Annotated in this window: 22 protein-coding genes and 1 riboswitch; of the genes, 9 read left to right on the forward strand and 13 right to left on the reverse strand. The window is 71.9% G+C overall.

Translation table 11 applies throughout. The annotated features are described in order from the left end of the window. Nucleotides 1-65: 65 nt before the first annotated feature. From ACQKIP_RS08225 to ACQKIP_RS08245, 5 genes are all read right to left on the reverse strand, one after another. Nucleotides 66-1,364, reverse strand: a complete 1,299-nt coding sequence (locus ACQKIP_RS08225) for a bifunctional 3,4-dihydroxy-2-butanone-4-phosphate synthase/GTP cyclohydrolase II (protein WP_365864199.1) — start codon at nt 1,362-1,364, stop codon at nt 66-68. Then, nucleotides 1,361-1,966, reverse strand: a complete 606-nt coding sequence (locus ACQKIP_RS08230; RefSeq protein ID WP_365864262.1) for a nicotinamide mononucleotide transporter family protein — start codon at nt 1,964-1,966, stop codon at nt 1,361-1,363. The genes ACQKIP_RS08225 and ACQKIP_RS08230 overlap by 4 nt, the downstream gene beginning before the upstream one ends. 56 nt (nt 1,967-2,022) lie before the next feature. Beyond that, nucleotides 2,023-2,658, reverse strand: a complete 636-nt coding sequence (locus tag ACQKIP_RS08235; protein ID WP_365864201.1) for a riboflavin synthase — start codon at nt 2,656-2,658, stop codon at nt 2,023-2,025. Between the two features lies 1 nt (nt 2,659). Then, complete coding sequence (gene ribD, locus ACQKIP_RS08240; RefSeq protein WP_365864264.1) at nt 2,660-3,745, reverse strand: bifunctional diaminohydroxyphosphoribosylaminopyrimidine deaminase/5-amino-6-(5-phosphoribosylamino)uracil reductase RibD; 1,086 nt, start codon at nt 3,743-3,745, stop codon at nt 2,660-2,662. A gap of 210 nt (nt 3,746-3,955) precedes the next feature. After that, nucleotides 3,956-4,086: riboswitch (FMN riboswitch) on the reverse strand. 81 nt (nt 4,087-4,167) lie between these two features. Next, nucleotides 4,168-5,322 (reverse strand): ROK family transcriptional regulator, encoded by a 1,155-nt coding sequence (locus ACQKIP_RS08245; RefSeq protein WP_365864203.1) that lies wholly within the window; start codon nt 5,320-5,322, stop codon nt 4,168-4,170. 96 nt (nt 5,323-5,418) lie between these two features. Between ACQKIP_RS08245 and ACQKIP_RS08250 the strand changes: the two genes are divergently transcribed. Together ACQKIP_RS08250 and ACQKIP_RS08255 are read left to right on the forward strand one after the other, a co-directional pair. Continuing rightward, nucleotides 5,419-6,639, forward strand: a complete 1,221-nt coding sequence (locus tag ACQKIP_RS08250; protein ID WP_427742552.1) for an MFS transporter — start codon at nt 5,419-5,421, stop codon at nt 6,637-6,639. A gap of 171 nt (nt 6,640-6,810) precedes the next feature. Beyond that, nucleotides 6,811-8,253, forward strand: coding sequence for a uracil-xanthine permease family protein (locus tag ACQKIP_RS08255; RefSeq protein WP_365864206.1), 1,443 nt, complete (start codon nt 6,811-6,813; stop codon nt 8,251-8,253). Here ACQKIP_RS08255 and ACQKIP_RS08260 read toward each other — a convergent pair. Beyond that, a complete protein-coding gene (locus ACQKIP_RS08260) occupies nt 8,232-9,368 on the reverse strand; it encodes a glycoside hydrolase family 6 protein (protein ID WP_365864208.1) in 1,137 nt (378 codons plus the stop codon). The genes ACQKIP_RS08255 and ACQKIP_RS08260 overlap by 22 nt on opposite strands. Nucleotides 9,369-9,590: 222 nt before the next feature. Here ACQKIP_RS08260 and ACQKIP_RS08265 point away from each other — a divergent pair, with 222 nt between their 5' ends. Together ACQKIP_RS08265 and ACQKIP_RS08270 are read left to right on the forward strand one after the other, a co-directional pair. Beyond that, complete coding sequence (locus ACQKIP_RS08265; RefSeq protein ID WP_365864210.1) at nt 9,591-10,295, forward strand: DUF5995 family protein; 705 nt, start codon at nt 9,591-9,593, stop codon at nt 10,293-10,295. 88 nt (nt 10,296-10,383) lie between these two features. Continuing rightward, nucleotides 10,384-11,316, forward strand: coding sequence for an LLM class F420-dependent oxidoreductase (locus ACQKIP_RS08270; RefSeq protein ID WP_365864212.1), 933 nt, complete (start codon nt 10,384-10,386; stop codon nt 11,314-11,316). A gap of 63 nt (nt 11,317-11,379) precedes the next feature. Here the strand turns inward: ACQKIP_RS08270 and ACQKIP_RS08275 are convergent, their stop codons facing one another. Beyond that, the gene (locus ACQKIP_RS08275; RefSeq protein ID WP_365864214.1) at nt 11,380-13,074 is read right to left on the reverse strand and encodes a flavin monoamine oxidase family protein; all 1,695 of its coding nucleotides are present in this window, start codon (nt 13,072-13,074) and stop codon (nt 11,380-11,382) included. Nucleotides 13,075-13,130: 56 nt separating this feature from the next. Next, complete coding sequence (locus ACQKIP_RS08280; protein ID WP_365864265.1) at nt 13,131-13,919, reverse strand: carbon-nitrogen hydrolase family protein; 789 nt, start codon at nt 13,917-13,919, stop codon at nt 13,131-13,133. A gap of 342 nt (nt 13,920-14,261) precedes the next feature. Between ACQKIP_RS08280 and ACQKIP_RS08285 the strand changes: the two genes are divergently transcribed. Beyond that, entirely contained in the window at nt 14,262-14,903 is a 642-nt protein-coding gene (locus tag ACQKIP_RS08285) for a Repetin (protein WP_365864216.1), read from the forward strand. A 38-nt stretch (nt 14,904-14,941) separates the two neighbouring features. Here ACQKIP_RS08285 and ACQKIP_RS08290 read toward each other — a convergent pair whose 3' ends face one another. Together ACQKIP_RS08290 and ACQKIP_RS08295 are read right to left on the reverse strand one after the other, a co-directional pair. Next, nucleotides 14,942-15,397 carry an Lrp/AsnC family transcriptional regulator gene (locus ACQKIP_RS08290; RefSeq protein ID WP_190084898.1) on the reverse strand — a complete coding sequence of 152 codons (456 nt, stop codon included), beginning with the start codon at nt 15,395-15,397 and terminating at the stop codon, nt 14,942-14,944. A 10-nt stretch (nt 15,398-15,407) separates the two neighbouring features. Further along, nucleotides 15,408-16,871 carry an amino acid permease gene (locus tag ACQKIP_RS08295; RefSeq protein ID WP_365864218.1) on the reverse strand — a complete coding sequence of 488 codons (1,464 nt, stop codon included), beginning with the start codon at nt 16,869-16,871 and terminating at the stop codon, nt 15,408-15,410. 330 nt (nt 16,872-17,201) lie between these two features. Between ACQKIP_RS08295 and ACQKIP_RS08300 the strand changes: the two genes are divergently transcribed. From ACQKIP_RS08300 to ACQKIP_RS08310, 3 genes are read left to right on the forward strand one after another with little or no spacing between them, the layout of a single operon-like run. Next, complete coding sequence (locus ACQKIP_RS08300; RefSeq protein WP_365864219.1) at nt 17,202-18,317, forward strand: LLM class flavin-dependent oxidoreductase; 1,116 nt, start codon at nt 17,202-17,204, stop codon at nt 18,315-18,317. After that, nucleotides 18,314-19,150: an SDR family NAD(P)-dependent oxidoreductase gene (locus ACQKIP_RS08305; protein WP_365864221.1), complete on the forward strand. Its 837-nt coding sequence runs from the start codon at nt 18,314-18,316 to the stop codon at nt 19,148-19,150. Before ACQKIP_RS08300 ends, ACQKIP_RS08305 begins: the two co-directional genes overlap by 4 nt. A gap of 8 nt (nt 19,151-19,158) precedes the next feature. Then, nucleotides 19,159-20,121, forward strand: coding sequence for a GDSL-type esterase/lipase family protein (locus tag ACQKIP_RS08310; protein ID WP_365864223.1), 963 nt, complete (start codon nt 19,159-19,161; stop codon nt 20,119-20,121). On the opposite strand, the gene ACQKIP_RS08315 is transcribed toward ACQKIP_RS08310, so the two are convergent. After that, nucleotides 20,097-20,534 carry a winged helix-turn-helix transcriptional regulator gene (locus ACQKIP_RS08315; protein ID WP_365864225.1) on the reverse strand — a complete coding sequence of 146 codons (438 nt, stop codon included), beginning with the start codon at nt 20,532-20,534 and terminating at the stop codon, nt 20,097-20,099. The genes ACQKIP_RS08310 and ACQKIP_RS08315 overlap by 25 nt on opposite strands. Nucleotides 20,535-20,625: 91 nt before the next feature. Here ACQKIP_RS08315 and ACQKIP_RS08320 point away from each other — a divergent pair, with 91 nt between their 5' ends. Continuing rightward, nucleotides 20,626-21,435, forward strand: coding sequence for an NAD(P)H-binding protein (locus ACQKIP_RS08320; RefSeq protein WP_365864227.1), 810 nt, complete (start codon nt 20,626-20,628; stop codon nt 21,433-21,435). A 77-nt stretch (nt 21,436-21,512) separates the two neighbouring features. On the opposite strand, the gene ACQKIP_RS08325 is transcribed toward ACQKIP_RS08320, so the two are convergent. Both ACQKIP_RS08325 and ACQKIP_RS08330 read right to left on the reverse strand, forming a co-directional pair. Continuing rightward, nucleotides 21,513-22,955: a GuaB1 family IMP dehydrogenase-related protein gene (locus tag ACQKIP_RS08325; protein ID WP_365864229.1), complete on the reverse strand. Its 1,443-nt coding sequence runs from the start codon at nt 22,953-22,955 to the stop codon at nt 21,513-21,515. 174 nt (nt 22,956-23,129) lie between these two features. Then, nucleotides 23,130-23,492 carry a barstar family protein gene (locus ACQKIP_RS08330; RefSeq protein WP_365864231.1) on the reverse strand — a complete coding sequence of 121 codons (363 nt, stop codon included), beginning with the start codon at nt 23,490-23,492 and terminating at the stop codon, nt 23,130-23,132. Nucleotides 23,493-23,502: the final 10 nt, after the last annotated feature.

Genomic DNA, 23,502 nt, shown 5'->3' on the forward strand with positions numbered 1-23,502 from the left:
CAGTTCGGGTGCACCCTTGCCGCTCACGCGCTTCTCCTGGTTGCTCGAAAGTTCTTGTACGTCGCTTACTGGTTGCCGCAGGCGGACACCTCGGGGGCGTCCAGCCAGGGCAGGTCGTGACCCATCCGGTCCCGCTTGGTGCGCAGGTACCGGAGGTTGTGCTCGCCCGCCTTGACCGGCATGGGCTCGCGTCCGGTGACCTCGATGCCGTGCCGGACCACCGCGTCGGTCTTGTCGGGGTTGTTCGTCATCAGGCGCACGCTGCGGACGCCGAGGTCGTCCAGGATGCGCGCGCCCGCGCCGTAGTCCCTGGCGTCGGCGGGCAGGCCGAGCTCCAGGTTGGCGTCCAGGGTGTCGCTGCCGCGCTCCTGGAGTTCGTAGGCGCGCAGCTTGGAGAGCAGGCCGATGCCGCGGCCCTCGTGGCCGCGGAGGTAGACCACGATGCCGCGGCCCTCGTCCGTGATGCGCTGCATGGACGCTTCGAGCTGCGGGCCGCAGTCGCAGCGCAGGGAGTGGAAGACGTCGCCGGTCAGGCACTCGGAGTGGATGCGCACCAGGACGTCGGCGCCCTCGCCGATCTCGCCGTGCACGAGGGCGACGTGCTCGACGCCGTCGACGGTGGAGCGGTAGCCGTACGCCGTGAACTCGCCGAAGGCGGTGGGCAGGCGGACCTCGGCCTCGCGGCGGACGGTCGGCTCGGAGCTGCTGCGGTAGGCGATCAGGTCCTCGATGGAGATGATCGTCAGGCCGTGCTTGCGGGCGAAGGGGATCAGCTCCGGCAGGCGGAGCATCGTGCCGTCCTCGCCCGCGATCTCGACGATGGCCCCGGCCGGGCGCAGGCCGGCGAGCCGGGCCAGGTCGACGGCGGCCTCGGTGTGGCCGTTGCGCACCAGGACGCCGCCGGACTTGGCGCGCAGCGGGAAGATGTGGCCCGGCCGCACGAAATCGCCGGCCTCGTACGTGCCCGACGCGAGCATCCGGAGCGTGGTGGCGCGGTCGGCGGCCGAGATTCCGGTGGTGACGCCGTGCGCGCCGCTCGCGTCGACGGAGACCGTGAAGGCCGTCCGCATCGACTCGGTGTTGTGCTCGACCATCTGCGGAAGCTGGAGCCGCTCCAGCTCGTCGCCCTCCATGGGCGCGCAGATCAGGCCGCGGCACTCGCTCATCATGAAGGCGATGATCTCGGGCGTGGCCTTCTCTGCGGCGATGACGAGGTCGCCCTCGTTCTCGCGGTCCTCGTCGTCGACGACCACGACGGGCCGCCCGGCGGCGATGTCGCGGATGGCCGCCTCGACGGGGTCGAGGGCCAGGTCCGAGGCGTCTTCCTCGTGCCCGGTGCTGTACCAGACAGGTGCCGCACTCATGCCGGGGCTCCTTCCATGACGGGCTGCGAGGCCTGCGAGGACCCCGAGGACGCGGTGCGCGACCGCAGCCACCAGTCGCGCATGCCCCACAGGACGAGCGCGAGGTAGATGACGTACACGAGACCGGAGAAGGCGAGGCCGCTGCTGAACGCGAGCGGCACGCCGACCACGTCGACCAGGAGCCAGGCGAACCAGAACTCGACCAGACCGCGGGCCTGGGCGACCATCGCGGCGAGCGTGCCGACGAAGATGTACGCGTCGGGCCAGGGGTTCCAGGACAGGTCGGGGACGGCGGAGAACAGGGCGCCGACGGCGAGGGTGCCAAGCGCCGTGCCGCCGAGCAGCATCCCGCGCTCCTTCCAGGTGGCGAACCGGACGGCGATCGAGCCGTCCTGCGCCTGCTGCTTGCCGTTGGTCCACAGCCGCCAGCCCCACAGGGCGACGCCGATGACCAGGAGCTGCTTGCCGACGCCGCCGGAGAGGTGGGCGGACGCGTAGGCGCCGACGAGGATGACGCCCGAGAGGAACTGGGCGGGCCAGGTCCATATGGAGCGCCGCCAGCCGAGGGCGAGGGCGATCAGGCCGACGGTGTTGCCCACCATGTCGGACCAGATCACGTGCTGCCCGAAGGCCGTGAAAGCTTCGGAGTTGAGCCAGTTCACTTCGTGGCCTCCTGAGCGGGAGCAGCGGTCGCAGCGGCGGTGACGCGGTCGCCGAGCATCCGCTCGACGTACTTCGCGATGATGTCCACCTCGAGGTTGACCGGGTCGCCGGGCTGCTTGATGCCGAGCGTGGTCAGGGCGAGGGTGGTGGGGATGAGGCTGATGGTGAAGTAGTCGGGCCCGGCGTCGACCACCGTGAGGCTGACGCCGTCGACGGTGACGGAGCCCTTCTCCACCACGTAGCGGGAGAGGTCCGCGGGGAGCGAGATCTTGACGATCTCCCAGTTCTCGGAGGGCTTGCGGTCGACGATCTCGCCGGTTCCGTCCACGTGTCCCTGCACGATGTGGCCGCCCAGGCGGTCACCGACGGCGGTGGGCCGCTCCAGGTTGACCCGCGAGCCCGCCGCGAGCGCGCCGAGGCTGGAGCGGTTCAGGGTCTCGGCCATCACGTCGGCGGTGAACTCATCGCCCTCGTGCTCCACGACCGTCAGACAGACGCCGTTGACCGCGATGGAGTCGCCGTGCTTCGCGCCGTCGGTGACGACGGGGCCACGGACGCGGAAGCGGGATGCGTCGTCCAGGTTCTCGACGGCGGTGATCTCGCCCAGCTCTTCGACGATTCCGGTGAACACTTCAGTGCTCCTTCGCTACGAGGGTCGCGGTGACGCGCAGGTCGGGGCCGATACGGACGGTCTCGCTCACGTCGAGCCGCAACGCTTCGGTGATGGTCGTGATTCCGCCGCCGGTCAGGGCGGCGGGGCCCGCGCCGAGCAGGACGGGGGCGAGGTAGGCGATGACGCGGTCGACGGCGCCCGCGGCGACGAAGGCTCCGGCGAGCGTCGGTCCGCCTTCGAGGAGTACGGAACGCACGCCGCGGGCGTGGAGTTCGCCGAGGAGGGCCGGGATGTCCAGCCCGCCCTGTGCGCGCGGGAGCCGGACCGTTTCGGCGTCGCCGCCGGTGGTCACGTTCTCGGCGGTCACGTTCTGGGCGGTCACGTTCTCCGCGGTCGCGACGAGCGTGGGCGCCGCGTCGTCCAGGACGCGGGCGCCGGGCGCCACCGCGGTGCCGTTCGTGTCGACGACGACGCGCAGCGGCTGGACGGCGCCTTCGATGCCCCGCACGGCGAGGTGCGGGTCGTCGGCGCGCTGGGTGCCGGAGCCGACGACGACGGCGTCGCTCTCGGCGCGCAGCCGGTGGACGTCGGCGCGGGCCCCGGGACCGGTGATCCAGCGGCTGCTGCCGTCGGCCGCGGCGATCCGGCCGTCGAGCGAGGCGGCGTACTTCCAGGTGACGTGCGGGCGGCCGAGCCGCACGGAGGTCAGCCAGGCGGCGTTGCCCGCCGCCGCCTCTGCCTCGAGGAGGCCGGACTCCACGTCGACTCCGGCGGTGCGCAGTCGCTGCGCGCCGCCGGTCGCGGCGGGGTTGGGGTCGCCGACCGCGTAGACGACGCGGGCGATCCCGGCGTCGATGAGCGCCTGCGCGCAAGGGCCGGTGCGTCCGGTGTGGTTGCAGGGTTCGAGGGTGACCAGGGCGGTGGCGCCGCGGGCCTTCTCGCCGGCCGCGCGCAGGGCGTGCACCTCGGCGTGCGGGCCGCCCGCGCGCTGGTGGTAGCCCTCGCCGACGGTCTCTCCGGAGGCGTCGACGATCACGCATCCGACGACCGGGTTGGGGCTGGTGGAGCCGAGTCCGAGGGCGGCGAGCGTGATGGCGCGACGCATGGCGGTGCGCTCATGGTCGTTCGCTGCGGCTGCGGTGGCCACCGGGTCCTCCTGCCTCTTCGGGCACGGACTCCGGGGCCTGTCGATGACGACAGAATGTACGGACTGCGACACCGGGAGCGTCGCCGGAAACGAGACCTCTCCCGGGAAACCCGGAATCCGGGAATCCCAAAAACAAGCCACTCGGCGACGTGCACGAATGCCCGCCCGCCGCGCACTGCCTCCCATCCGGACTTTCACCGTCGGTCCAGGAATTTCACCTGGTCAACCGACCGCTGGAGGCGGCCGGGTCGCGGACTGTAACCGCCGGTTCGGAATTACACCGACCCCGGAGTGCGCTGCTTTTGGTACGAAGCCAGTGTGCCACGCCTGATCGGCGCCCATACGGGAGAGTCCCTGTGGCCTGGCTCACAGCCGCCCGGTCAGGGGCGTGGCCCGAAAAGCTCGTCCTGCGCCGCGTCCCGTGCGGCGAAGAGCGCGCCGCGCAGCACCGCCGAGCCGCCGAGCGTGCTCGCACGCACCTCGGTGCGCAGCGGGGACATGGCGGCGAGGCGGTCCGCCACCCTGGCGGCGAGCGCGTCGCCGCCCGCGCGGCCGGTCTCGCCGCCGAGCACGACGCAGCCGGGGTCGAGGATCGCCGCCATGGCCGCGGCGCCGACCGCGATCCGGTCGGCCGCCGCGTCGAGGTAGGCCTCGTGCCCGGCCTCGGCGGCGTGGCGCAGCACGTCGGCGGCGCTCGCGTCCGGCTTGAGGATCCCGTACTCGGCGCCGAGGTCGCGCAGCGCCGCGGCGCAGGCCAGCGAGTGGAAGCCGCCGTCGCACCGGGTGGCGGAGGGCATTTGGTCCGTGCCGGGCACCGGCAGGAAGCCGATCTCCCCGGTGCCGCCCGATGCCCCGCGGCGCAGGGTTCCGTCGAGGACGACGGCGGCGCCGACGCCCTCGCCGAGCCACAGGAGCACGAAGGTGTCGCGGTCGTGGGCGGCGCCTTCGCGCTGTTCGGCGCGGGCGGCGAGATTGGTCTCGTTCTCCACGAGCACGCGCGCCGGAAGCCGCTCCTGGAGGGCGCCGGTGAGCCGGCGGTGCCAGGCGGGGAGCCCGGAAGTGCCGCGCAGTTCGCCGGTGGCGGGGTCGATCAGGCCGGGGGCGCCGATCGCCACGGTGTGCAGCCGCTGGACGCCGCCGTCCCGCGCGGTGCGCTCGACGAGGGCGACGGCCTGCTCGACGGCGGTGCCGGTGTCGCCGCCGACGGGCGCGGAGGCCTCGGCGAGCACCGCGCCGAGCAGGTCGGTGACGACCACGGAGACACCGTCGGTGCGTACGTCGAGCGCGGCGAGGTGCGCCCGGTCGGCGACGATCCCGTACAGGCGGGCGTTGGGTCCCCGGCGACGGGCACCCGCCTCCCCCACGACCGCGATGAGGCCGGAGCCCTGGAGGCGCTCCACCAGGTCGGCGACCGAGGGCCGGGACAGACCGGTCAGTTGCTTCAACTGGTTGGCCGTCAGCGGTCCTTCGCGCTGCAAAAGCCCCAGGGCGAGCCGGTCGTTGATGGCCCGGGCGGTGCTCGGTGATGCGGGCATGCCGGGATCCTTCCATAAACCTGCTAACTATCAGGCAGGGTTCCTGATAGTTTACGTCGCCGTAGTGGGGCAGTACTCGGGAGGGGCGGAGAGTCGATGAGTGAAGTGGTCTACGACGCAGGGCAGTTGAAGCGGGCGCGGTATGCCGTCGCCGCTGTCTTCTGCGTACACGGAGCCGTCACCGGCTCCTTCGCGACCCGGGTGCCCTGGATCCAGGACCACGCCGGGCTCAGCGCGGGACTCCTCGGCCTTGCCCTCGCCTTCCCCGCGATCGGCGCCTCCGTGGCGATGCCGCTCGCGGGCTGGGTCAGCCACCGCTTCGGCGCCCGCACGGCGCTGCGCGGCCTGCTCGCCCTGTGGACGATGGCCCTGATCCTGCCCTCGCTCGCCCCGAATCTGCTCACGCTCTGCGCGGCCCTGTTCGTGTACGGCGCGACGGCGGGCATGTCGGACGTGGCGATGAACGCCCTCGGCGTCGAGGTCGAGACCCGCATGAATAAGTCGATCATGTCGGGGCTGCACGGCATGTGGAGCGTCGGCGCCCAGATCGGCTCCGCGGCCGGCACGGTCGCCGCCCACCTGGGCTCGGACGCCCGCTTCCATCACGCGCTCGCCGCCGTGGCGCTCACCGCGATCGGCCTCGTCGCCTGCCAGGGCGTACTCGATCTGCAGGCGGCGCCCGAGGAAGTGGCGCCGCCGCGCTTCTCGCTGCCGCCGAAGTCGGCGCTGCTCATCGGCGCGGTCGGCTTCTGCGCGGTCTTCGCCGAGGGCGCCAGCCTGGACTGGTCCGCGGTCTATCTGCGGGACGTCCTCGACTCCTCCGCCGGTGTCGCCGCCGCGTGCACCACCGGCTTCACGCTCACCATGGCGATCGCGCGGCTCGCGGGGGACGCGGTGGTCGACCGCTTCGGGTCGGTCCGTACGGTGCGCGTGGGCGGCGTCGTCGCGGCGCTCGGCGGACTGCTCGTGGTGGTGGCGCCGCATCCGGTGATCGCCATGTGCGGGTTCGCGATGCTCGGGCTCGGCATCGCGGTCGTGGTGCCGCTGGCGTTCGCCGCGGCCGGGCGCAGCGGCCCCAATCCCAGCCAGGCCATCGCGGGCGTCGCCACCATCACGTACACGTCGGGCCTGATCGCTCCGTCCGCGATCGGCACCCTCGCCGACGCGACGAGCCTGGTGGTCTCCTTCGGCCTGGTGACGGTGCTTGCCTGCGGGCTCGCGGTGTTCGCGGGTGTCCTGCGCACGGAGGGCCGCGAGACCGGCGCGGCGGCTTCCGCGGATGCCGCGGGCTCGGCGGCGCCCGGCCCGCGCTCCTGAGCCCGCCGCCGCCACCGCCTCCGTATCCGCATCCGGCGCCGCATCCGCCCCGACGGGTAGCCGAACTTATGCCGCACTAACATTGCGCTGATCTTTCAGGTCATTTTTCCAGGGCGGTTCCCGGACACGGGTCGGGCCCGCGGCCAGGCGCACAGAAAGCGGAAAAGAACCATGGATCTCGGCGTGCGCTGGAGACTGCACGGCGACGGGCGCACCCCCGCGCCGGGAGCCGTTGTCCGACCCGACGAGCGGCTCTCGTGGCCGCGGACCTTCGGGCTCGGCGCCCAGCACGTGGTCGCCATGTTCGGCGCCTCCTTCGTGGCGCCCGTCCTGATGGGCCTCGACCCGAACCTCGCGATCATGATGTCGGGCGTGGCGACCGTCATCTTCCTGCTCGCCACCCGCGGCCGGGTGCCCAGCTACCTGGGCTGTTCGCTCTCCTTCGTGGGCGTGGCCGCGGTCATCCGCGCGCAGGGCGGCTCCTCCGCGACGGTGACGGGCGCGGTCTTCGTGGTCGGCGCCGCGCTGTTCCTGGTGGGTCTCGCCGTCCAGAAGTTCGGGGCGCGGATCATCCATGCCGCGATGCCGCCGATCGTCACCGGTGCCGTCGTCATGCTGATCGGTTTCAACCTTGCGCCGGTCACCGCGTCGACGTACTGGCCGCAGGACCAGTGGACGGCGCTCCTGGTGATGCTGTTCACCGGTTTGGCCGTGGTCTGCCTGCGCGGATTCTGGTCGCGCGTGGCGATCTTCCTGGGGCTGATCTTCGGGTACGCCCTGTCCTGGGTCCTCGACCTGACCTTCGGCAAGATCCACTCGGCGGACGGCTCCGGCAAGGTCGTCGACCACTGGCGTCTGGACCTCTCCGCCGTCGGCAACGCCGACTGGATCGGCCTGCCCTCCTTCCACGCGCCGAGCTTCGAGTGGTCGGCGATCCTCGTCGCGCTGCCCGTGGTCATCGCCCTCGTCGCCGAGAACGCCGGGCACGTCAAGGCGGTCGGCGAGATGACCGGCGACAACCTGGACGACAAGCTCGGCACGGCGATCTCCGCCGACGGCGCCGCGTCCATGCTCTCCACCGCGGTCGGCGGCCCGCCCAACACCACGTACTCCGAGAACATCGGCGTGATGGCCGCGACCCGCGTCTACTCCACGGCCGCGTACTGGGCCGCCGCCTGCTTCGCCCTGCTCTTCGGCCTCTGCCCCAAGTTCGGCGCGGTCGTGGCGGCCATCCCCGGCGGTGTGCTCGGCGGCATCACCGTCATCCTCTACGGCATGATCGGCCTGCTCGGCGCCCAGATCTGGATCAACGCGGGCGTTGACCTGCGCAATCCGCTGAACCTGGTCCCGGCAGCCGCGGGCATCATCATCGGCGTCGGCGGTGTCTCGCTGAAGATCACCGACAACTTCGAGCTGAGCGGCATCGCGCTCGGCACGATTGTCGTGATCACCGGCTACCACGTGCTCCGCGCGTTCGCCCCGCCGCACCTCAAGTCGCAGGAGCCGCTGCTCGATTCGGGCACGTCCACGTACGACAAGGGTGACGAGGCCGCTGACGGCGGCGAGACCCCCGATCCGGGCGCCGGCGGCTCTCAGCCGCGCGCCAGGTCGTAGGCGTAGCCGGGCGAGAACGTCCCCGGCTCGCCCCGGCAGCCGTCGGACTCGCCCGGCAGCTTGATCCACAGGTAGGCGTCGATACGGGCCTCGCCGGTGCGCAGCGTCGGGTTGCGTCCGAGCCCCCGGCCCGCGGGGTCGCACCACTCGCCGTCCGCCGGGGCGCCGTTCTTGTTGCGGCTGGTGTCGATGACGGCGCCGAGGCTTGCCGGGCCGCCGAGCGCGGACAGGACCCTGCGGGCGTAGGCGGCCTCGTCGGCGGTGCGGCGGAAGTTCGAGACGTTCGTGAAGACCCCGTCGGACGACGCGGGGGACGCGGCGCCCGCCGCGCGCAGCCGTCCGGCCTGCTCGGCCGGGGAGTTCCAGCCGGAGTGCCCGGCGTCGTAGTAGACCCTGGCCTCGGGATTGGCTGCCTTCAGGGTGCGGCCGGCGCGGGCGAGCGAGGCGTTGCGGGCCGTGCGCTGCTTGGCCGAGAGGCATTCGGACTGCGCGACGGCGTCCGGTTCGAGGATGACGATGACCTCGCCCGAGCCGAGGCCCGCGGCGAACTTCTCGATCCACGCGTCGTACGCCGCCAGGTCCGGCGCCCCGCCGTCGGACGCGCCCCCGCAGTCGCGCTCCGGGATCGCGTACGGCACCACGACGGGCACCCGGTTCCCGGCGGCCGACGACACGGCGCGCACCCGCGAGGTGATGGTCCCCGGCGCGTAGTCCGCGAACCACACGGCCGCGGGCCGGGCGGCGATCCGTGACTCGATGAGCGGCCGCCGGGGGTCGCCGCGGTGGGCCCTGACCCAGTCGAGGACCTGGGAATCGCCGTGCCGGTAGAGGGAGTCGGCCGCGGGGGCGGCGGTGCTCTGCTTCTCCGGGCGCCGCGTCGAAGGCTTCGGCGTCGGCTCCGGTTCCGGCGCGGCGGAGGTCTTCGCGGGCGACGGCTTCGCCGAGGCCCCCGAGGAGACCGAAGCGGACGGCGTCGGCACCGCGGGCAGCGGTGCGAACGTCGGCGACTTCGTCACCTCGGGGCGGGCCTGGTCCTTGCCGCCGCCCTCGTCAAGGGCGGAGAGCATTCCGGCGACGACGCCGACGGCGGCCACGGCCGAGGCCGTAGTGACCATGACTCCGCGCAGGGCGGCACGTCTCCGTGCGGACCGTCGTTCGGCGCGATGCCGCGCGCGGTTGCCTGGCACGTCTGTTCCTCCCCCTCCCCCGCGTCCCCCTGACACGGCGTGCATGCCGGATCCCCTCCCCGGGGGCACATACGGCCGCCGTTCCCTCGTTCTGGGGAAGCGGCCGGTGCGGCGGCACTCGGGCCAGCCTAGGACTGGGACCCTGCCGTCATGGCGCAGTTGGAGCGGTTCGCCGGGTTCGCAGGACCGGCACACGGGGTGGACGGCGTGGCGACGCGGATGCGCGCCCTGGGGGACGGCTTCCCCTCTGGCGACGGGGTCGGGGTCTTCAACCGGGTCTATCTGTCGGTCACCGAAGAGGTCGCCCGGCACGTGGAGAACGGCAGTTTCCCGGATCGCGGGGCCGCGATCACGCTGGACGTCCTGTTCGCCGAGCGCTATCTGACGGCGGTCGACGCGGCGGCCGCCGACCGCAGGGCGCCCGCCTGCTGGCGGCCGCTGTTCGAGCTCCGGCGCCACCCCGGCGTACGTCCCCTTCAGTTCGCGCTCGCGGGCATCAACGCGCACATCGGGCACGATCTTCCGCTGGCCGTCGTGGACACCTGTCGTACGCTCGGCTGCGAACCGGCGGATCTGGCGGACGAGTTCGACCGCGTGGGCGACATCCTCGTCTCCCTGGAGGAGCGCATCCGCGAGGATCTGATGCCGGGACCCGACCTCTTCCAGATCGCCGACCCGCTCACCCATCTGCTCGGCTCGTGGAGTCTGGAGCGGGCCAGGGACGGCGCGTGGGCGACGGCTCTCGCGATGCGGGCCCTGCGTGAACTGCCCGTCGTGGCCGAGCAGTTCCGCGATCGCCTGGACGGGGCGGTCGGCCTCGTGGGCCGGATGCTGCTCACTCCCCTGCCGGACTGATCCGATTGCCCCGCGCCCGCCACCGGTGAACTCCCCCGCAATAGCTGTACGTTGAAAGCAGTGACCCCGGATGCGAAGGAGCACCAGCATGGCCACACGACTCGGGCTCAGCCTCCCGCAGGGCCGGCAGTACAGCATCGGACGTGACGTCCCGGCGGTGGCCCGCGCGGCCGAGGAGATCGGGTACGAAAGCCTGTGGGTCTATGAACGCATCCTGTTCCCCGAGCCCGCGACGCAGGGTCTGTACGGCATCGAGGGCCTGCCCTGGCCCGACACGTACCGCTCGGTGGCCGATCCGCTGGTCACGCTGACCCTGGCCGCGGCCGCCACCGAGCGGGCCCGCCTGGGCACCAGCGTCCTGGTCGCCCCGCTGCACGTGCCCTTCCAGCTGGCGCGCACCCTGGCCACGCTGGACGCGGCGAGCGGCGGCCGTGTCGTCGCGGGCCTCGGCACGGGCTGGTCCCACGACGAGTACGCGGCCTCGGGGGTGGCCCCCTTCGAGAAGCGCGGCAAGGTCCTGGACGAGATGATCGACGTCTGCCGGGCGGTGTGGGGCCCGGACCCGGTGGCGTACGAAGGGGAGCTGACCACGATCGCGCCTTCGGTGGTCGGCCCCAAGCCCGCCGGGCCCATCCCGATCCTGCTGCCCGCCAACAGCCCGCGCGCCCTGCGCAGGCTGGTCGACCGCGCCGACGGCTGGATGCCGATCGGCACCGGCGCCGGGCAGCTGGCCGAGCAGGCGCAGACGCTGAAGGAACTGGCCGCCGAGCGGGGCCGCACACAGCCGGTCCAGAGCGTCCTGCGGGTCAACGCCCGTTACACGCCGGCCGCGTACGAGGGCGAGAAGCGGGCGCCCTTCCGGGGCAACGTCGCCCAGATCGTCGAGGACCTGGAGGCCCACGCCTCGACGGGCGCGGTCCAGGAGATCCTCATCGAGCTGGCGGGCAGCACGCGGGACGCGGAGGAACTGAAGGACTTGGCGGCGGAGGTATACGCGGAGGCGAGGGCGGCGGGGGTATGAGCGAGGGCCCGCCCGGAGGGGCGGGCCCTGAAGGGGCGCGGGGCTCTGACGTTTGCGGCGTTCTCAGTCCTCGGGCAGCTCGACGGGAGCGATCTCGTCGTACACATCGCCCGGACCGGGGTTGGTCGCGTCCGTCGCACCCCCGAAGTGGTGCATCACGCCCCACACCGCGTTCAGCGCGGTCTGCACCGCACCCTCGGCCCAGCCCGCCGTCCAGGAGATGTCGTCCCCGGCGAGGAAGATCCCCCGCTTGTCCTCGGGCAACGACTCCTGCATGAAGTGCGTGAAAAGGCGCCGCTGGTAGCGGTAGTGGCCCGGCAGGTTCGCCTTGAAGGCGCCCATGAAGTAGGGCTCGTTCTCCCAGGACACGGTCACCGGGTTGCCGATGATGTGCTTGCGGATGTCGACCTTGGGATAGATCTCGCCGAGCGACTTGAGCATGACCTCCATGCGCTCGTTAGCCGACAGCGGGAGCCACTTCAGGCTGTCGTCGCACCAGGTGTAGGAGAGGCAGATGACGGCGGGCTTGTCCGGGCCGTCGTCGAGCAGGTAGGTGCCGCGCGTCATCCGGTCGGTGAGCGTCATCGACATGACGTCACGCCCGGTCTCCTCGTCCTTGTCCAGCCAGAACGGCCGGTCGACCGGCACGAACAGCTTGGAGGACTCCATGTAGTGGGTCCGCTCCATCGCCGTCCAGTGGTCGATGGGGAAGAGCGTGTCGTCGCACGCGATCTTCGAGAGCAGCATCCACGACTGGGCGGTGAAGATCGCCGCCTGGTAGGTGCGGATGTCGCCCGAGGAGTCGGTGACGGTGACGCGGTTGCCCGCGGTGCGGTCGAGCCGGGTCACGGCGGGCTTGGGCAGACCGCCCTCGTGCAGCGAGCTCAGCGAGGTGCCGGGCGCCCAGTGCACGATCTTCTGCGGCTCGCGGTCCCACATCCGCAGCGGCAGCTGCTGGCTGCCGCCGACGATGCCGCGGTGGTGGTCGTCGGCCTCGGTGTAGACGACGCGCAGGATCTCCAGGATGGAGTTCGGGAAGTCGGTGTCCCAGCCGCCCGTGCCGAAGCCGACCTGGCCGAAGATCTCGCGGTGCCGGAAGGACTTGAAGGCCTCGGAGTCGCAGAGGAAGCCGTAGAAGGTCTGGTTGTCGAGCTTCTCGACGAGCTTGGACCAGATCTCGCGGATCTTCGGTACGTCGCGCTCGCGCAGGGCGCGGTTCATGTCGGAGAAGTCGGCGCCCTCCTCCAGGCAGGAGTTCCACGCGTTCATCACGTCGCGGTAGACCTGCGGCAGGTCGTCGACGGAGGTGGCGTAGTGGGACTCGCCCTTGAGGTCGACGACCGTCGAGGGGGTCGACTCCGCGAGGGGGTTGGGGAACGCCTGGGTCTTGAGTCCGACCAGGTCGATGTAGTGCTGGAGCGCCGTCGAGGACGGCGGGAAGCGCATGGCGCCCATCTCGGCGGTGAGCGAGGGGTCGCAGCCGTCGAAGCCGACGGTGCGCAGCCGGCCGCCGATCTGGTCGGCCTCGTAGACGACGGGCTTGAGGCCCATCTTCATCAGTTCGTACGCCGCCACGATGCCGGAGAGGCCGCCGCCGATGACCGCGACCTCCGTGCCGTGCTCGGTCGCGGGTATCTGGCCCAGGCCCGCCGGGTGCGCGAGGAAATCGTCGTACGCGTACGGGAAGTCCGGACCGAACATGGTGATCGGCGGCTGCGCGTCGGTGTGCTGGACGGCGGTGGGCACCGTGGACGTCATGGGGTACGGACTCCTTGCGGGAACGGCAGAACAGAAAGAACGGGAAGCTCGGGGGGTCAGACCAGGGACGCGTACAGACCGGGGCGGCGGTCGCTCAGATAGGGGTTGGCCTGGCGCGACGCGGCGAGGAAGACGGGGTCCGCGTCGGCGAACACCAGCTGCTCGCCCCGTCCGGCGCGGGTGCGCGCGACTCCGTCGGGTCCCGCCAGCGTGGAGAGCCCGACGAACTCGAACTCCCCTTCCTGGCCGACCCGGTTGACGTAGGCGACGTACATCTGGTTCTCGAAGGCCCGCACCGGTACGACGGACTCGGCGACGAACTGGAAGGGGTGCATCTGGGCCGTGGGCACCAGCAGCAGGTCGGTGCCCGCGAGGGCGTGCGCGCGGACGTTCTCCGGGAACTCCACGTCGTAGCAGATCATCAGGCCGACCCGCATGCCGCCCAGCTCCGCCTGGACGACGGACTGTTCACCGGGCGTGAAGGAGTCGCGCTCGAAGCAGCCGAAGAGGTGGGTCTTGCGGTAGTTCGCCAGGCGGGCGCCGTCGGGGCCGATCAGCTGGACGGAGTTGAAGACCTGCTCGCCGTCCCGCTCGGGGTAGCCGTAGGCGATCGCGACGCCGTGGCGTACGGCGCTGTCGGCGATCGCGGCGGCCGAAGCCCCGTCGGCGGTCTCGGCCAGGCGCGGCACGTCGTCGCCGATGGCGTACCCGGTGAGGTAGAGCTCCGGGGCGGCCAGGAGGTCCGCGCCCGCCTCGGCGGCACGGGCGGCGGCCTCGTCGAGCGCCTTCAGATTGGCGGCGATGGAGCCGGGGGTGCCCGAGCTCTGGAGCAGGGCGGTGCGCAGCGGGGGCATGGCGGGACCTCGGGGCATGCGAAGGGGCACAAGGGCTGGTGGGGACGGTTAGACGGTACGGTCGGCGGCCTTGCCCGGACAAGGCGCGAGCGTTGCGGGCTGCCGCGCGATCCGTTGCGCGTGCGGGGCTCTTCGCGGCGATTCGTTGTGCGGCCGGGTGGGACCGGGGTCGTAGTGGTGTCCACCGGTGGGTGCAGTGGGCCCGGGGGTGTTCCCCGCCGCGCGGCGGAGGCGGATTGCCGCCCGTGGCCGGACGTGCCGCAAGCCCCTGCCGCGAGACCGTGATCTCGCCCGGAAGGACCGGGTGAACGGCACTTCGGACGGAGGCTCCCCGTGAGCCGCACCACACATACCCGGATCGCTGACCGCCGCCTGACCGGCCCCCGCAGCCGCGTGATCGCCGTCGGCACCGCCCTGCTGATCTGCGCCGCAGCCGCGGGAGCGGCCGTCGCTTCGGACACGGCGGAGGGCTCCGGCGCCGGCCGGACCGCGGCCGGAAGCGACCCGCACGCCGGGAAGCGCGAGGCCGCCGCGCTCACCGGCACGGCGAAGCTGTACCGCAAGACCACCGAGGACGTGACATTCACCTTCGACGCCCGTCTGGCGAAGCGGCACAACATGCGCCCGGACAAGGCGACGGGCACCTTCCGCTTCGTCCACCTCGACAAGCCCGGCGGCAAGGGCGGCTGGGCGAAGGGCCGCATCGACTGCCTGATGACCGGCGGCAAGGTCGCCACGGCCACCGGCATCATCACCGCCACGAACCTGAAGGACATCAAGGGCGGCCGCGTCGGCTTCACGGTCCACGACCAGGGCAAGCAGGACCGCGTGGGCTACAGCTGGGCGTCGGTGGGCGGCCCCGACGGCACCAGGAAGCTCCCCAAGTGCACGAGCGCGGCCCCCTTCGAGAAGACCAGGAAGGGCACGGGCAACTTCCGCGTCACGCCCTGGCACCCCGCGTACCCGACCGGCTGACCCGGCAGGGCCCACCCGTACGGGGGTCGGGTGGGCGGCTACGCGGGGGAACCCGAGGAGAAGCGCCGCATCAGGGGCGAGAGCACGAGCACGGACTTCGTGCGCTCCACGAAGTGCTCCCCGGCGATCCGCTCCAGGACCCGCTCGAAGTGCCGCATGTCGGCGGCGAAGACCTGGACGACGGCGTCCGCCTCCCCGGTGACGGTGGAGGCGGACGCGATCTCCGGATACCGCTCGAGGCCACGGCGGATGGCCTCGGGCGAGGTGTTGCGACGGCAGTAGATCTCGATGAACCCCTCGGTCTCCCAGCCGAGCGCGGCCGGGTCGACCCGCACGGTGAAGCCCGTGATCGCCCCGGTCTCCCGGAGGCGGTCCACGCGCCGTTTCACGGCGGGCGCGGAGAGTCCCACCAGCTGGCCGATGTCGGCGTAGGAACGGCGGGCGTCCTCGGCGAGGGCGTGCACGATGCGTTCGTCGAGATCGTTCAGTCGCACTGGGGGTGGATCACTTCTCTGCGGAGGCCAATCGGGAGCGGCTCATGCCGTACAGGAAGTAGAACACGAGGCCGGCGGCCATCCAGACACCGAAGACGATCCAGGTGATGGAGTCGAGGCTGAACATGTTGTAGGCGCAGAAGCCGAAGCCGAGCACCGGGAAGAGCCAGCCAAGGGGCACCCGGAAGGTGCGCGGCATGTCCGGGCGGGTCTTGCGCAGCACGATCACCGCGATGTTGACCAGGCCGAAGGCGAAGAGCGTGCCGATGCTGGTGGCGTCGACGAGCTTGCCGAGCGGGATGACGGAGGCGAGCACGGCGCAGAACAGCGACACGATGACCGTGTTCACGCGGGGCGTGCCCGTTTTCTTGCTGACCTTGCCGAACACCTTGGGGACCAGGCCGTCGCGGGACATGGCGAACAGGACGCGGGTCTGGCCGTAGAGGACGGTCAGGACGACGGAGGCGATGGAGATGACCGCGCCCGCGGCGAGCAGCGTGCCCCAGAAGCTCTGGCCGCTGACGTCGTTCATGATCGCGGCGAGCGTGGCCTCGGAGCCCTCGAAGTCCGCCCAGTTCCAGGCGCCGACGGCGACGGCCGCGACCAGGACGTAGAGCGCGGTGACGATGATCAGCGAGAGCATGATCGCGCGGGGCAGGTCGCGCTGCGGGTTCTTCGCCTCCTCACCGGCGGTGGAAGCGGCGTCGAAGCCGATGTACGAGAAGAAGAGGCTGGCCGCGGCGGCGCTGACACCGGCCGTGCCGAGCGGCATGAAGTCGGAGTAGTTGCCGGACTTGAAGCCCATGAAGCCGATGGTGCAGAAGAGCACGAGTGCGGCGATCTTCACGATGACCATGATCGTGTTGGCCCGCGCCGACTCCTTGGCGCCGCCCAGCAGGAACACCATGGCCAGCAGCACCACGATCAGGCCCGGCAGGTTGATCACGCCGCCCTCGCCGGGTGCCGACGAGAGCACGTCGGGGATGGTGACGCCGATGGTGCCGTTGAGCAGTTCGTTGAGGTATTCGCCCCAGCCGACGGCGACGGCCGCGACCGAGACGCCGTACTCCAGGACCAGGCACCAGCCGCAGACCCAGGCGATGAGTTCGCCCATCGTTGCGTACGCGTACGAATAGGAGGACCCGGCGACCGGAATGGAGCCCGCAAGCTCGGCGTACGAGAGCGCGGAGAACAGGGCGGTGAGCCCGGCGAGCACGAAGGACAGGGTCACGGCGGGCCCGGCCTTGGGGACGCTCTCGCCGAGGACCACGAAGATGCCGGTGCCCAGCGTGGCGCCGATGCTGATCATGGTCAGCTGCCACATGCCGAGGGAGCGCCGCAGCGAGCCGCCCTCACCCTGGCCGCCCTCCGCGACCAGGAGTTCCACCGGCTTGCGCCGCATCAAGCGACCGCCGAGCCCCCTGGCCCCCGAAGGACTCGGTCGGTTCTGCGGGGGTGCGCCTTGGTCGAGCACGCATGGCTCCTTCATCGCTGCCTGGTCAGGGCGGCGGGACCGCGGCAGCACCCCGGGCATGGCCGGGGACCGCCGAGCAGGCGGTCCCCGCCACACCACGTACAGCGGACGACTCTATGAGGCACGCTTCACGTATGTAATGAAGCAACCTTGCGCAAGCCCGGACGATCGTTGCGTACATCCCCTTCCTGCGGGTCTTCGTTGCGCGGTCCGTTTCGTCCGTTGCGTGCCGGTGGTCCGAAGAGGTCATTGACACTTCGTCAGATCTCCCCCATCGTGCACTCCGGTCGAGCCGATCGCACACCCCCGTCACGAGGGAGCCAGCAGGCCATGGACCTCGATGTGCTGTACGAGATCGACGTACCGAAGCCCTGGAACGGACCCCACCCGCTCGGCCAGCGCACCGCCGAGCAGCGCGCCTACCGCGAGGCCGTGGAGCAGATCAGGCTCGCCGACCGGGTCGGCTTCCGCACGGTGTGGGCCGTGGAGCACCACTTCCGCGAGGGCCGCTCGCACTGCCCCGCGCCCGAAGTCCTTCTCGGGCACCTCGCGGCGCTCACCGAGCGGATACGCCTCGGCTTCGGCGTCACGCTCACCCCCTTCGGCTTCACTCCGCCGCAGCGCATCGCGGAGAAGGTGGCGGCGGTGGACGTGCTCTCGGACGGCCGCGTGGAGTGGGGCACAGGACGGTCGACTCCCATGGAACAGACGGCTTTTGGCGTGGACCGGGAGCAGTCGCGCTCCGACTGGCGCGAGGCGATCGAGATCGTCACGGGCATGTGGCGCGAGGAGTACTTCGCCTACGAGTCGGAGCGTTTCACCTTCCCCCGACGGATGGTCACCCCCAAGCCCGTCCAGGACCCGCACCCGCCCTGCTGGATGGCGGCGACATCGCCCGGTTCGGCGGAGGTGGCGGGCGCCGCGGGCCTCGGCCTGCTCTCCTTCTCGATCATGCAGCCGCTGGACGCGATGGCCCGTCAGGTCGCCGCCTACCGCGCTGCGGCGCGCACGCCGGACCCCATCACGGACGTCACCACGGACCGGGTCAGCGCATACACCCTGGTGCACGTGGCGGACCGCCCCTCGCAGCGGGTCTGGGACTCGGTGGCCTGGTGGTACCGCAACCTGGCCCAGTTCACGCTCGACTGGGAGCTGCCGCACCTGACCCCCGACGAGCGCGAGCGGACCTTCCCCTTCCTCACCCCGATCATCGAAGGCAACGTCCCCGTCGGGGACTTCAACGACGGCGACATGATCCTCATCGGCGACGCGGACACCATCGTCCGCAAGGCCAAGCGCTACGCCGACCTCGGCATCGACCAGCTCATCTGCTACGTCCAGTGGGGCTATCTGGAGCACCAGGAGATCCTGCGCACGATCGAGATCCTGGGCAAGGAAGTCATCCCGGAACTGGCGTCCTACCGGCCCCGGCGGGCCGCGCCGTGAGCGAGCCTCCGGCGGGCACCGCGGCGGACGAGCCCCTCGACACGTCCCCCGTCCCCGACTACGCCTCCCTGCACCGCCTGGACGGCCGCGGCTTCGTGCTGCTCGGCGCGGGCAACGGCATCGGCCGCCAGACCGCGCACGCGCTCTCGGCCGCCGGCGCGCGGGTCCTGTGCGTGGATCTCGACAAGGGGCGCGCCGAAGCGGTCGCGGCTCAGACGGGCGGCATCGCGTACGTGGCGGACGTGACGCGGCGCGAGGAGATGCGGGAGCTCTTCGCCGACGCGCGAGGGGAGTTGGGCGGGATCGGCGGTGTCGTCGACATCGTCGGCATGGCGCGTTACACGCCGCTTGCCGATCTCGACGACGCCGCCTGGGACTGGCACTTCTCCCTCGTCCTGCGGCACGCCTGGCTCGCGGTCCAGTACGGCGGCGAGGCGCTCGCCGAAGCGGGCGGCGGCCCCCTTGTCTTCGTCGCGTCCGTGTCGGGCCTGACGGCCGCGCCCCTGCATGCCGCGTACGGCGCGGCCAAGGCGGGCCTGATCTCCCTGGTCCGCTCGGCGGCGGTGGAGTACGGCCCGCGCGGGGTACGGGTGAACGCGGTCGCGCCCGGCGTCGTGTGGACCCCGCGCGTGGCGGGCCTGATCGGCGAAGAGGGCCGCGCGCGCAACGCCCGCAACGCTCCGCTCGACCGGGTGGCCGAGACCTCGGACATCGCCTCCGCGCTGCTCTTCTTCGCCTCGCCGCTCTCCTCGTACGTCACCGGGCAGACGCTCGTCGTGGACGGCGGGGTCGGCGTGAAGTTCCCGTATCCGACCATCGGCGGCGCGCGGTGAGGGAGTTCGTGCGCGGGGCCGCCTGGTGGACGCCGGACGGCCGGGTGCTGCGCGCCGACCCGGCCGACCGCGAGCGGCTGCCCGGGGACACGTGGGAGCGGGCGGGACTGCCTGCCGGGGTGCGCCTGGAGTTCACCGCGCGCGGCGTGAGCGCGGTGGAGGTCGCGTACACCGCGTCATCTCCGTCGGCGACGGACTCGTACCGGGACGCGCCCGCGGTGTTCACGCTGCTCGCGGGCGAGGACGCCGCCGACACGCCCGCGGCGCCGGGCGAGCACCGGACGCTGGTCCCTCTCCCCTCCCCCGACGGCGAGTTCACCCTGCACCTGCCGGAATCACTCCGGCCCGTCCTGCACGGACTGCGCCCGGTCGACGGCACCCTGACGCCCGCCGCCCCTCGCCCGCGCTGGCTCGTCTACGGCGACTCGATCGCGGAGGGCTGGTCGGTCTCGCGTCCGCATCTGGCGTGGCCCGCGCTCGCGGGACGGGCCCTGGGCGTGCAGACGGTGAACCTCGGGTACGCGGGCGCGGCGCGCGGGGAGTTGGCGTCGGCGGAGCAACTGGCTTCACTGGAAGCCGACTTGCTCACCGTCGCCTTCGGCACGAACTGCTGGTCGCGTACGCCGCATTCGGCGGGCCTGCTCTACGAGACGGCGCGGGCGTTCCTGGGCCTGGTGCGCCGCGGTCATCCGCAGGCTCCGCTCCTGGTGGTCTCCCCCGTGGTCCGCCCGGACGCCGAGTCGGCACCGAACGCGCTCGGGGCCACGCTGGAGGAACTGCGGACCGCGGTGGAGCGGGCGGCCGTGGACGCGGGGGCGGATCTGCTGCCGGGCGGCGGCCTTCTGCACGCCGGGCATCTGGTGGACGGGGTGCATCCGGGCGACGCGGGCCACGGCATCCTGGCGGAGGCAGTGGCGTCAGCGCTGCACGAGGAACTGCGCCGTGGTCACTTCCCGGCGGCTTCGTCATAGGCGTCATAGGCCTCGCGGGCGGCGGCGATGGCCGGGCGGTGCTCGATGGACCAGTCGGCCAGCGCCTTGACCAGGTGCGTGAGGCTGTGGCCAAGCTCGGTCAGTTCGTACTCGACCTGCGGCGGAATCGTCGGGTACACCGTCCGCCTGACCAGACCGTCGCGCTCCAGGCGGCGCACGGTCAGGGTGAGCATGCGCTGCGAGACACCGCCGTGGATGCGGCGCTGCAACTCCTTGAACCGCAGGACGCCCGAGGCCAGTTCGACCACCACGTACACGGACCACTTGTCGCCCAGCCGGTCGAGGACGTCCCGCACCCCGCACTCGTCCTGCGGGGTCTCACAGCTGATCACCGGCTCGGCGGGGGCCGCAGCCGGCTGCGGGGTGGTTACCGCCGTGTGCCCTGCTGACATGAATGTGCCTCCTTATGCGGCGGCGCCGCGCCGACCACCATGGTCACAAGCCCGGTCACCCGGCAACCACTCACCACGGGGGAACCTTCCCATGCTCATGATCACCGGCGCCACGGGCGCCCTCGGCAAGCTCGTCACCGCCCGCCTCGCGGACCGCGACGACGTCGTCATCGGCACCCGCAGCCCCGCTCCCGGCGGCCGCCGCGTCGACTTCGACGATCCGGCTTCGCTGGACTTCACCGGCGTCGGCACCCTGCTTGTCATCTCCGCGGGGGCCGCCGAGGACGACGTCGTCACGGCCCGGCACGAGGCCGTGATATCCGCCGCCGAGAAGGCGGGCGTCGGCCACCTCGTCTACACCAGCCTCAGCGGCGACGGCGACCATCTGACGTACGCGCTCGCGCACCGCTGGACCGAGCGCCGACTGCGGGCGTCCTCGCTGAACTGGACGGTCCTGCGCAACGGCCTGTACGCGGAGTTCCTCGCCGCCATCGCCGCGCCGGGCCCCGACGGGACCATCGCCGCGCCGCTGGGGGCGGGCCGCCTGGCCGCCGTGGCGCGCGAGGACCTGGCCGAGGTCGCGGTGCGGGTGGCCACGGATCCGGCGGCGCACACGGGGCGCACCTACGAACTGGTCGGCGAACACGCCCTGGGCGGCGCCGACCTGGCCGCCGCGACCGGCGCCTCGTACGAGCCCGGCACGCTCGCCGCGACCCGCGAGGCGATCACCGCGGCCGGCCAGGCGCTGCCCTTCCAGGTGCCGATGCTCCTGAGCACGTACGCGGCGATCGCGGGCGGCTTCCTGGACGGCACGGGCGTGCAGAGCAACGCCCTGCGCACGCTTCTCGGCAAGGAGCCCCGTCCGGCCATCGAGGTGTACACGGCCGCGGTGCGCCCCTGACGGGCCCCGTAAGGGGGCCCGGGGAACTGCGCGGCGCGGCAACCCGCGGACGAACGACGCAGCTCCCCGCCCGGCGGCTAACTCCAGGAGGCGTGGAGGGGCTTGCCCTCCGCGTAGCCCGCGGCACTCTGCACACCCACGGTGGCCCGCTCGGCGAACTCCGCCAGGGACCCCGCGCCCGCGTACGTGCAGGAGGAGCGGACACCCGCGATGATCGAGTCGATCAGGTCCTCGACGCCGGGCCGCTCCGGGTCCAGGAACATCCGCGAGGTCGAGATGCCCTCCTCGAACAGCGCCTTGCGGGCACGGTCGTAGGCCGACTCCTCGCTCGTGCGGTTCTTGACCGCGCGGGCCGACGCCATGCCGAACGACTCCTTGTAGAGGCGGCCGTTGGCGTCCTGCTGGAGGTCGCCCGGCGACTCGTACGTCCCGGCGAACCACGAGCCGATCATGACGTTCGACGCACCGGCGGCCAGCGCCATGGCGACGTCACGCGGGTGACGGACACCGCCGTCGGCCCACACGTGCTTGCCGAACTTCGCGGCCTCGGCGGCGCATTCGAGCACCGCGGAGAACTGCGGGCGGCCGACGCCGGTCATCATGCGCGTGGTGCACATGGCGCCGGGGCCCACGCCGACCTTGATGATGTCGGCGCCCGCCTCGATCAGATCCCGTACGCCCTCGGCGGCGACGATGTTGCCCGCGACGATCGGCACCTGCGGGTCGAGCGCACGCACGGCCTTGACCGCGGCGATCATCGACTCCTGGTGGCCGTGCGCGGTGTCGACGACGAGCGTGTCGGCGCCCGCGTCGAGCAGCTGCTTGGCCTTGCTCGCGACGTCGCCGTTGATGCCGACGGCCGCGGCGATGCGCAGCTTGCCCTTGCTGTCCAGGGCGGGCGAGTAGAGGGTCGCGCGCAGGGCGCCCGTACGGGTCAGGATGCCGGCGAGGCGGCCGTCCTTGCCCACGGCGGGGGCATAGCGGCGGTTGGCGGCGTCCAGCTTGTTGAACGCGTCGCGCGGGTCGATGTCCGCGTCCAGGAGCACGAGGTCCTTGGACATGACCTCGGAGAGCTGGGTGAAGCGGTCGACGCCGTTCAGGTCCGTGTCGGTGACGACGCCGACCGGCTTCTGGTCGGCGTCCACGACGACGCCCGCGTTGTGCGCACGCTTGGAGAGCAGCGCCAGCGCGTCGGCGACGGTCTGCGTGGGGGCCAGGACGATCGGGGTGTCCAGGACGTGGTGGCGCGTCTTGACCCAGGAGATGACCTCGGTGACGACCTCGATCGGGATGTCCTGCGGGATCACGACGAGGCCGCCGCGGCGGGCGACCGTCTCGGCCATCCGGCGCCCCGCGATGGCGGTCATGTTCGCGACCACCAGCGGGATCGTGGTGCCGGTGCCGTCCGGCGACGAGAGGTCCACGCCCTGACGCGATCCGACGGCGGAACGCCGCGGCACCATGAAAACGTCGTCGTACGTCAGGTCGTACGCAGGCTGGATGTCATTGAGGAAGCGCACGTGCTGCTCATCCCAGTCGATCAGAGGTGGCCCCCGGACAGTTAGGCCGAGGGAAAAGCACGTACTTCAGTGTCCCATGTCCGGGACCCTGTGCCGCCTGGGATGATCACCCAGCCGGGGCCCGGGAGCCCTGGTCGGATCCTCCAAAGACCCTCCGCGGCGATCACGGTCCGCTCAGGTCCGGGTGCCGAGCGCGAGGACGATCTCCAGAACCGCCCCGCGTTCCCGCGCGTACTCCACGGCGTCCGTGAAGACCTCTTGGGCGACGATCCAGTCCCGGGGAGCCGCTTCGGCGTACTCCTGCCAACCGGTGACCACGAGAAGACGGCCGGGTGAGCCGGGCACCCCGGCCAGGTCGGTGAGGCAGTCGGCGAGCGCGTCCCAGTTGCGCCCGAACCAGTCGGGCAGCGACAGCGCGCGGGCGCAGCGTTCCATGAAGGCCGCTTTGTCGCTCACCCCGCCCAGGTCGAGCGAGACGGCGTTCAGGCCTGCGGCGCGGACGGCCGCGAGGACCGGCGCGAGCGGTTCGGACGTCATCTCAGTACCG

The sequence above is a fragment of the Streptomyces sp. NPDC059900 genome, assembly GCF_050270335.1.
In the GTDB taxonomy this organism is placed as follows: Bacteria; Actinomycetota; Actinomycetes; order Streptomycetales; family Streptomycetaceae; genus Streptomyces.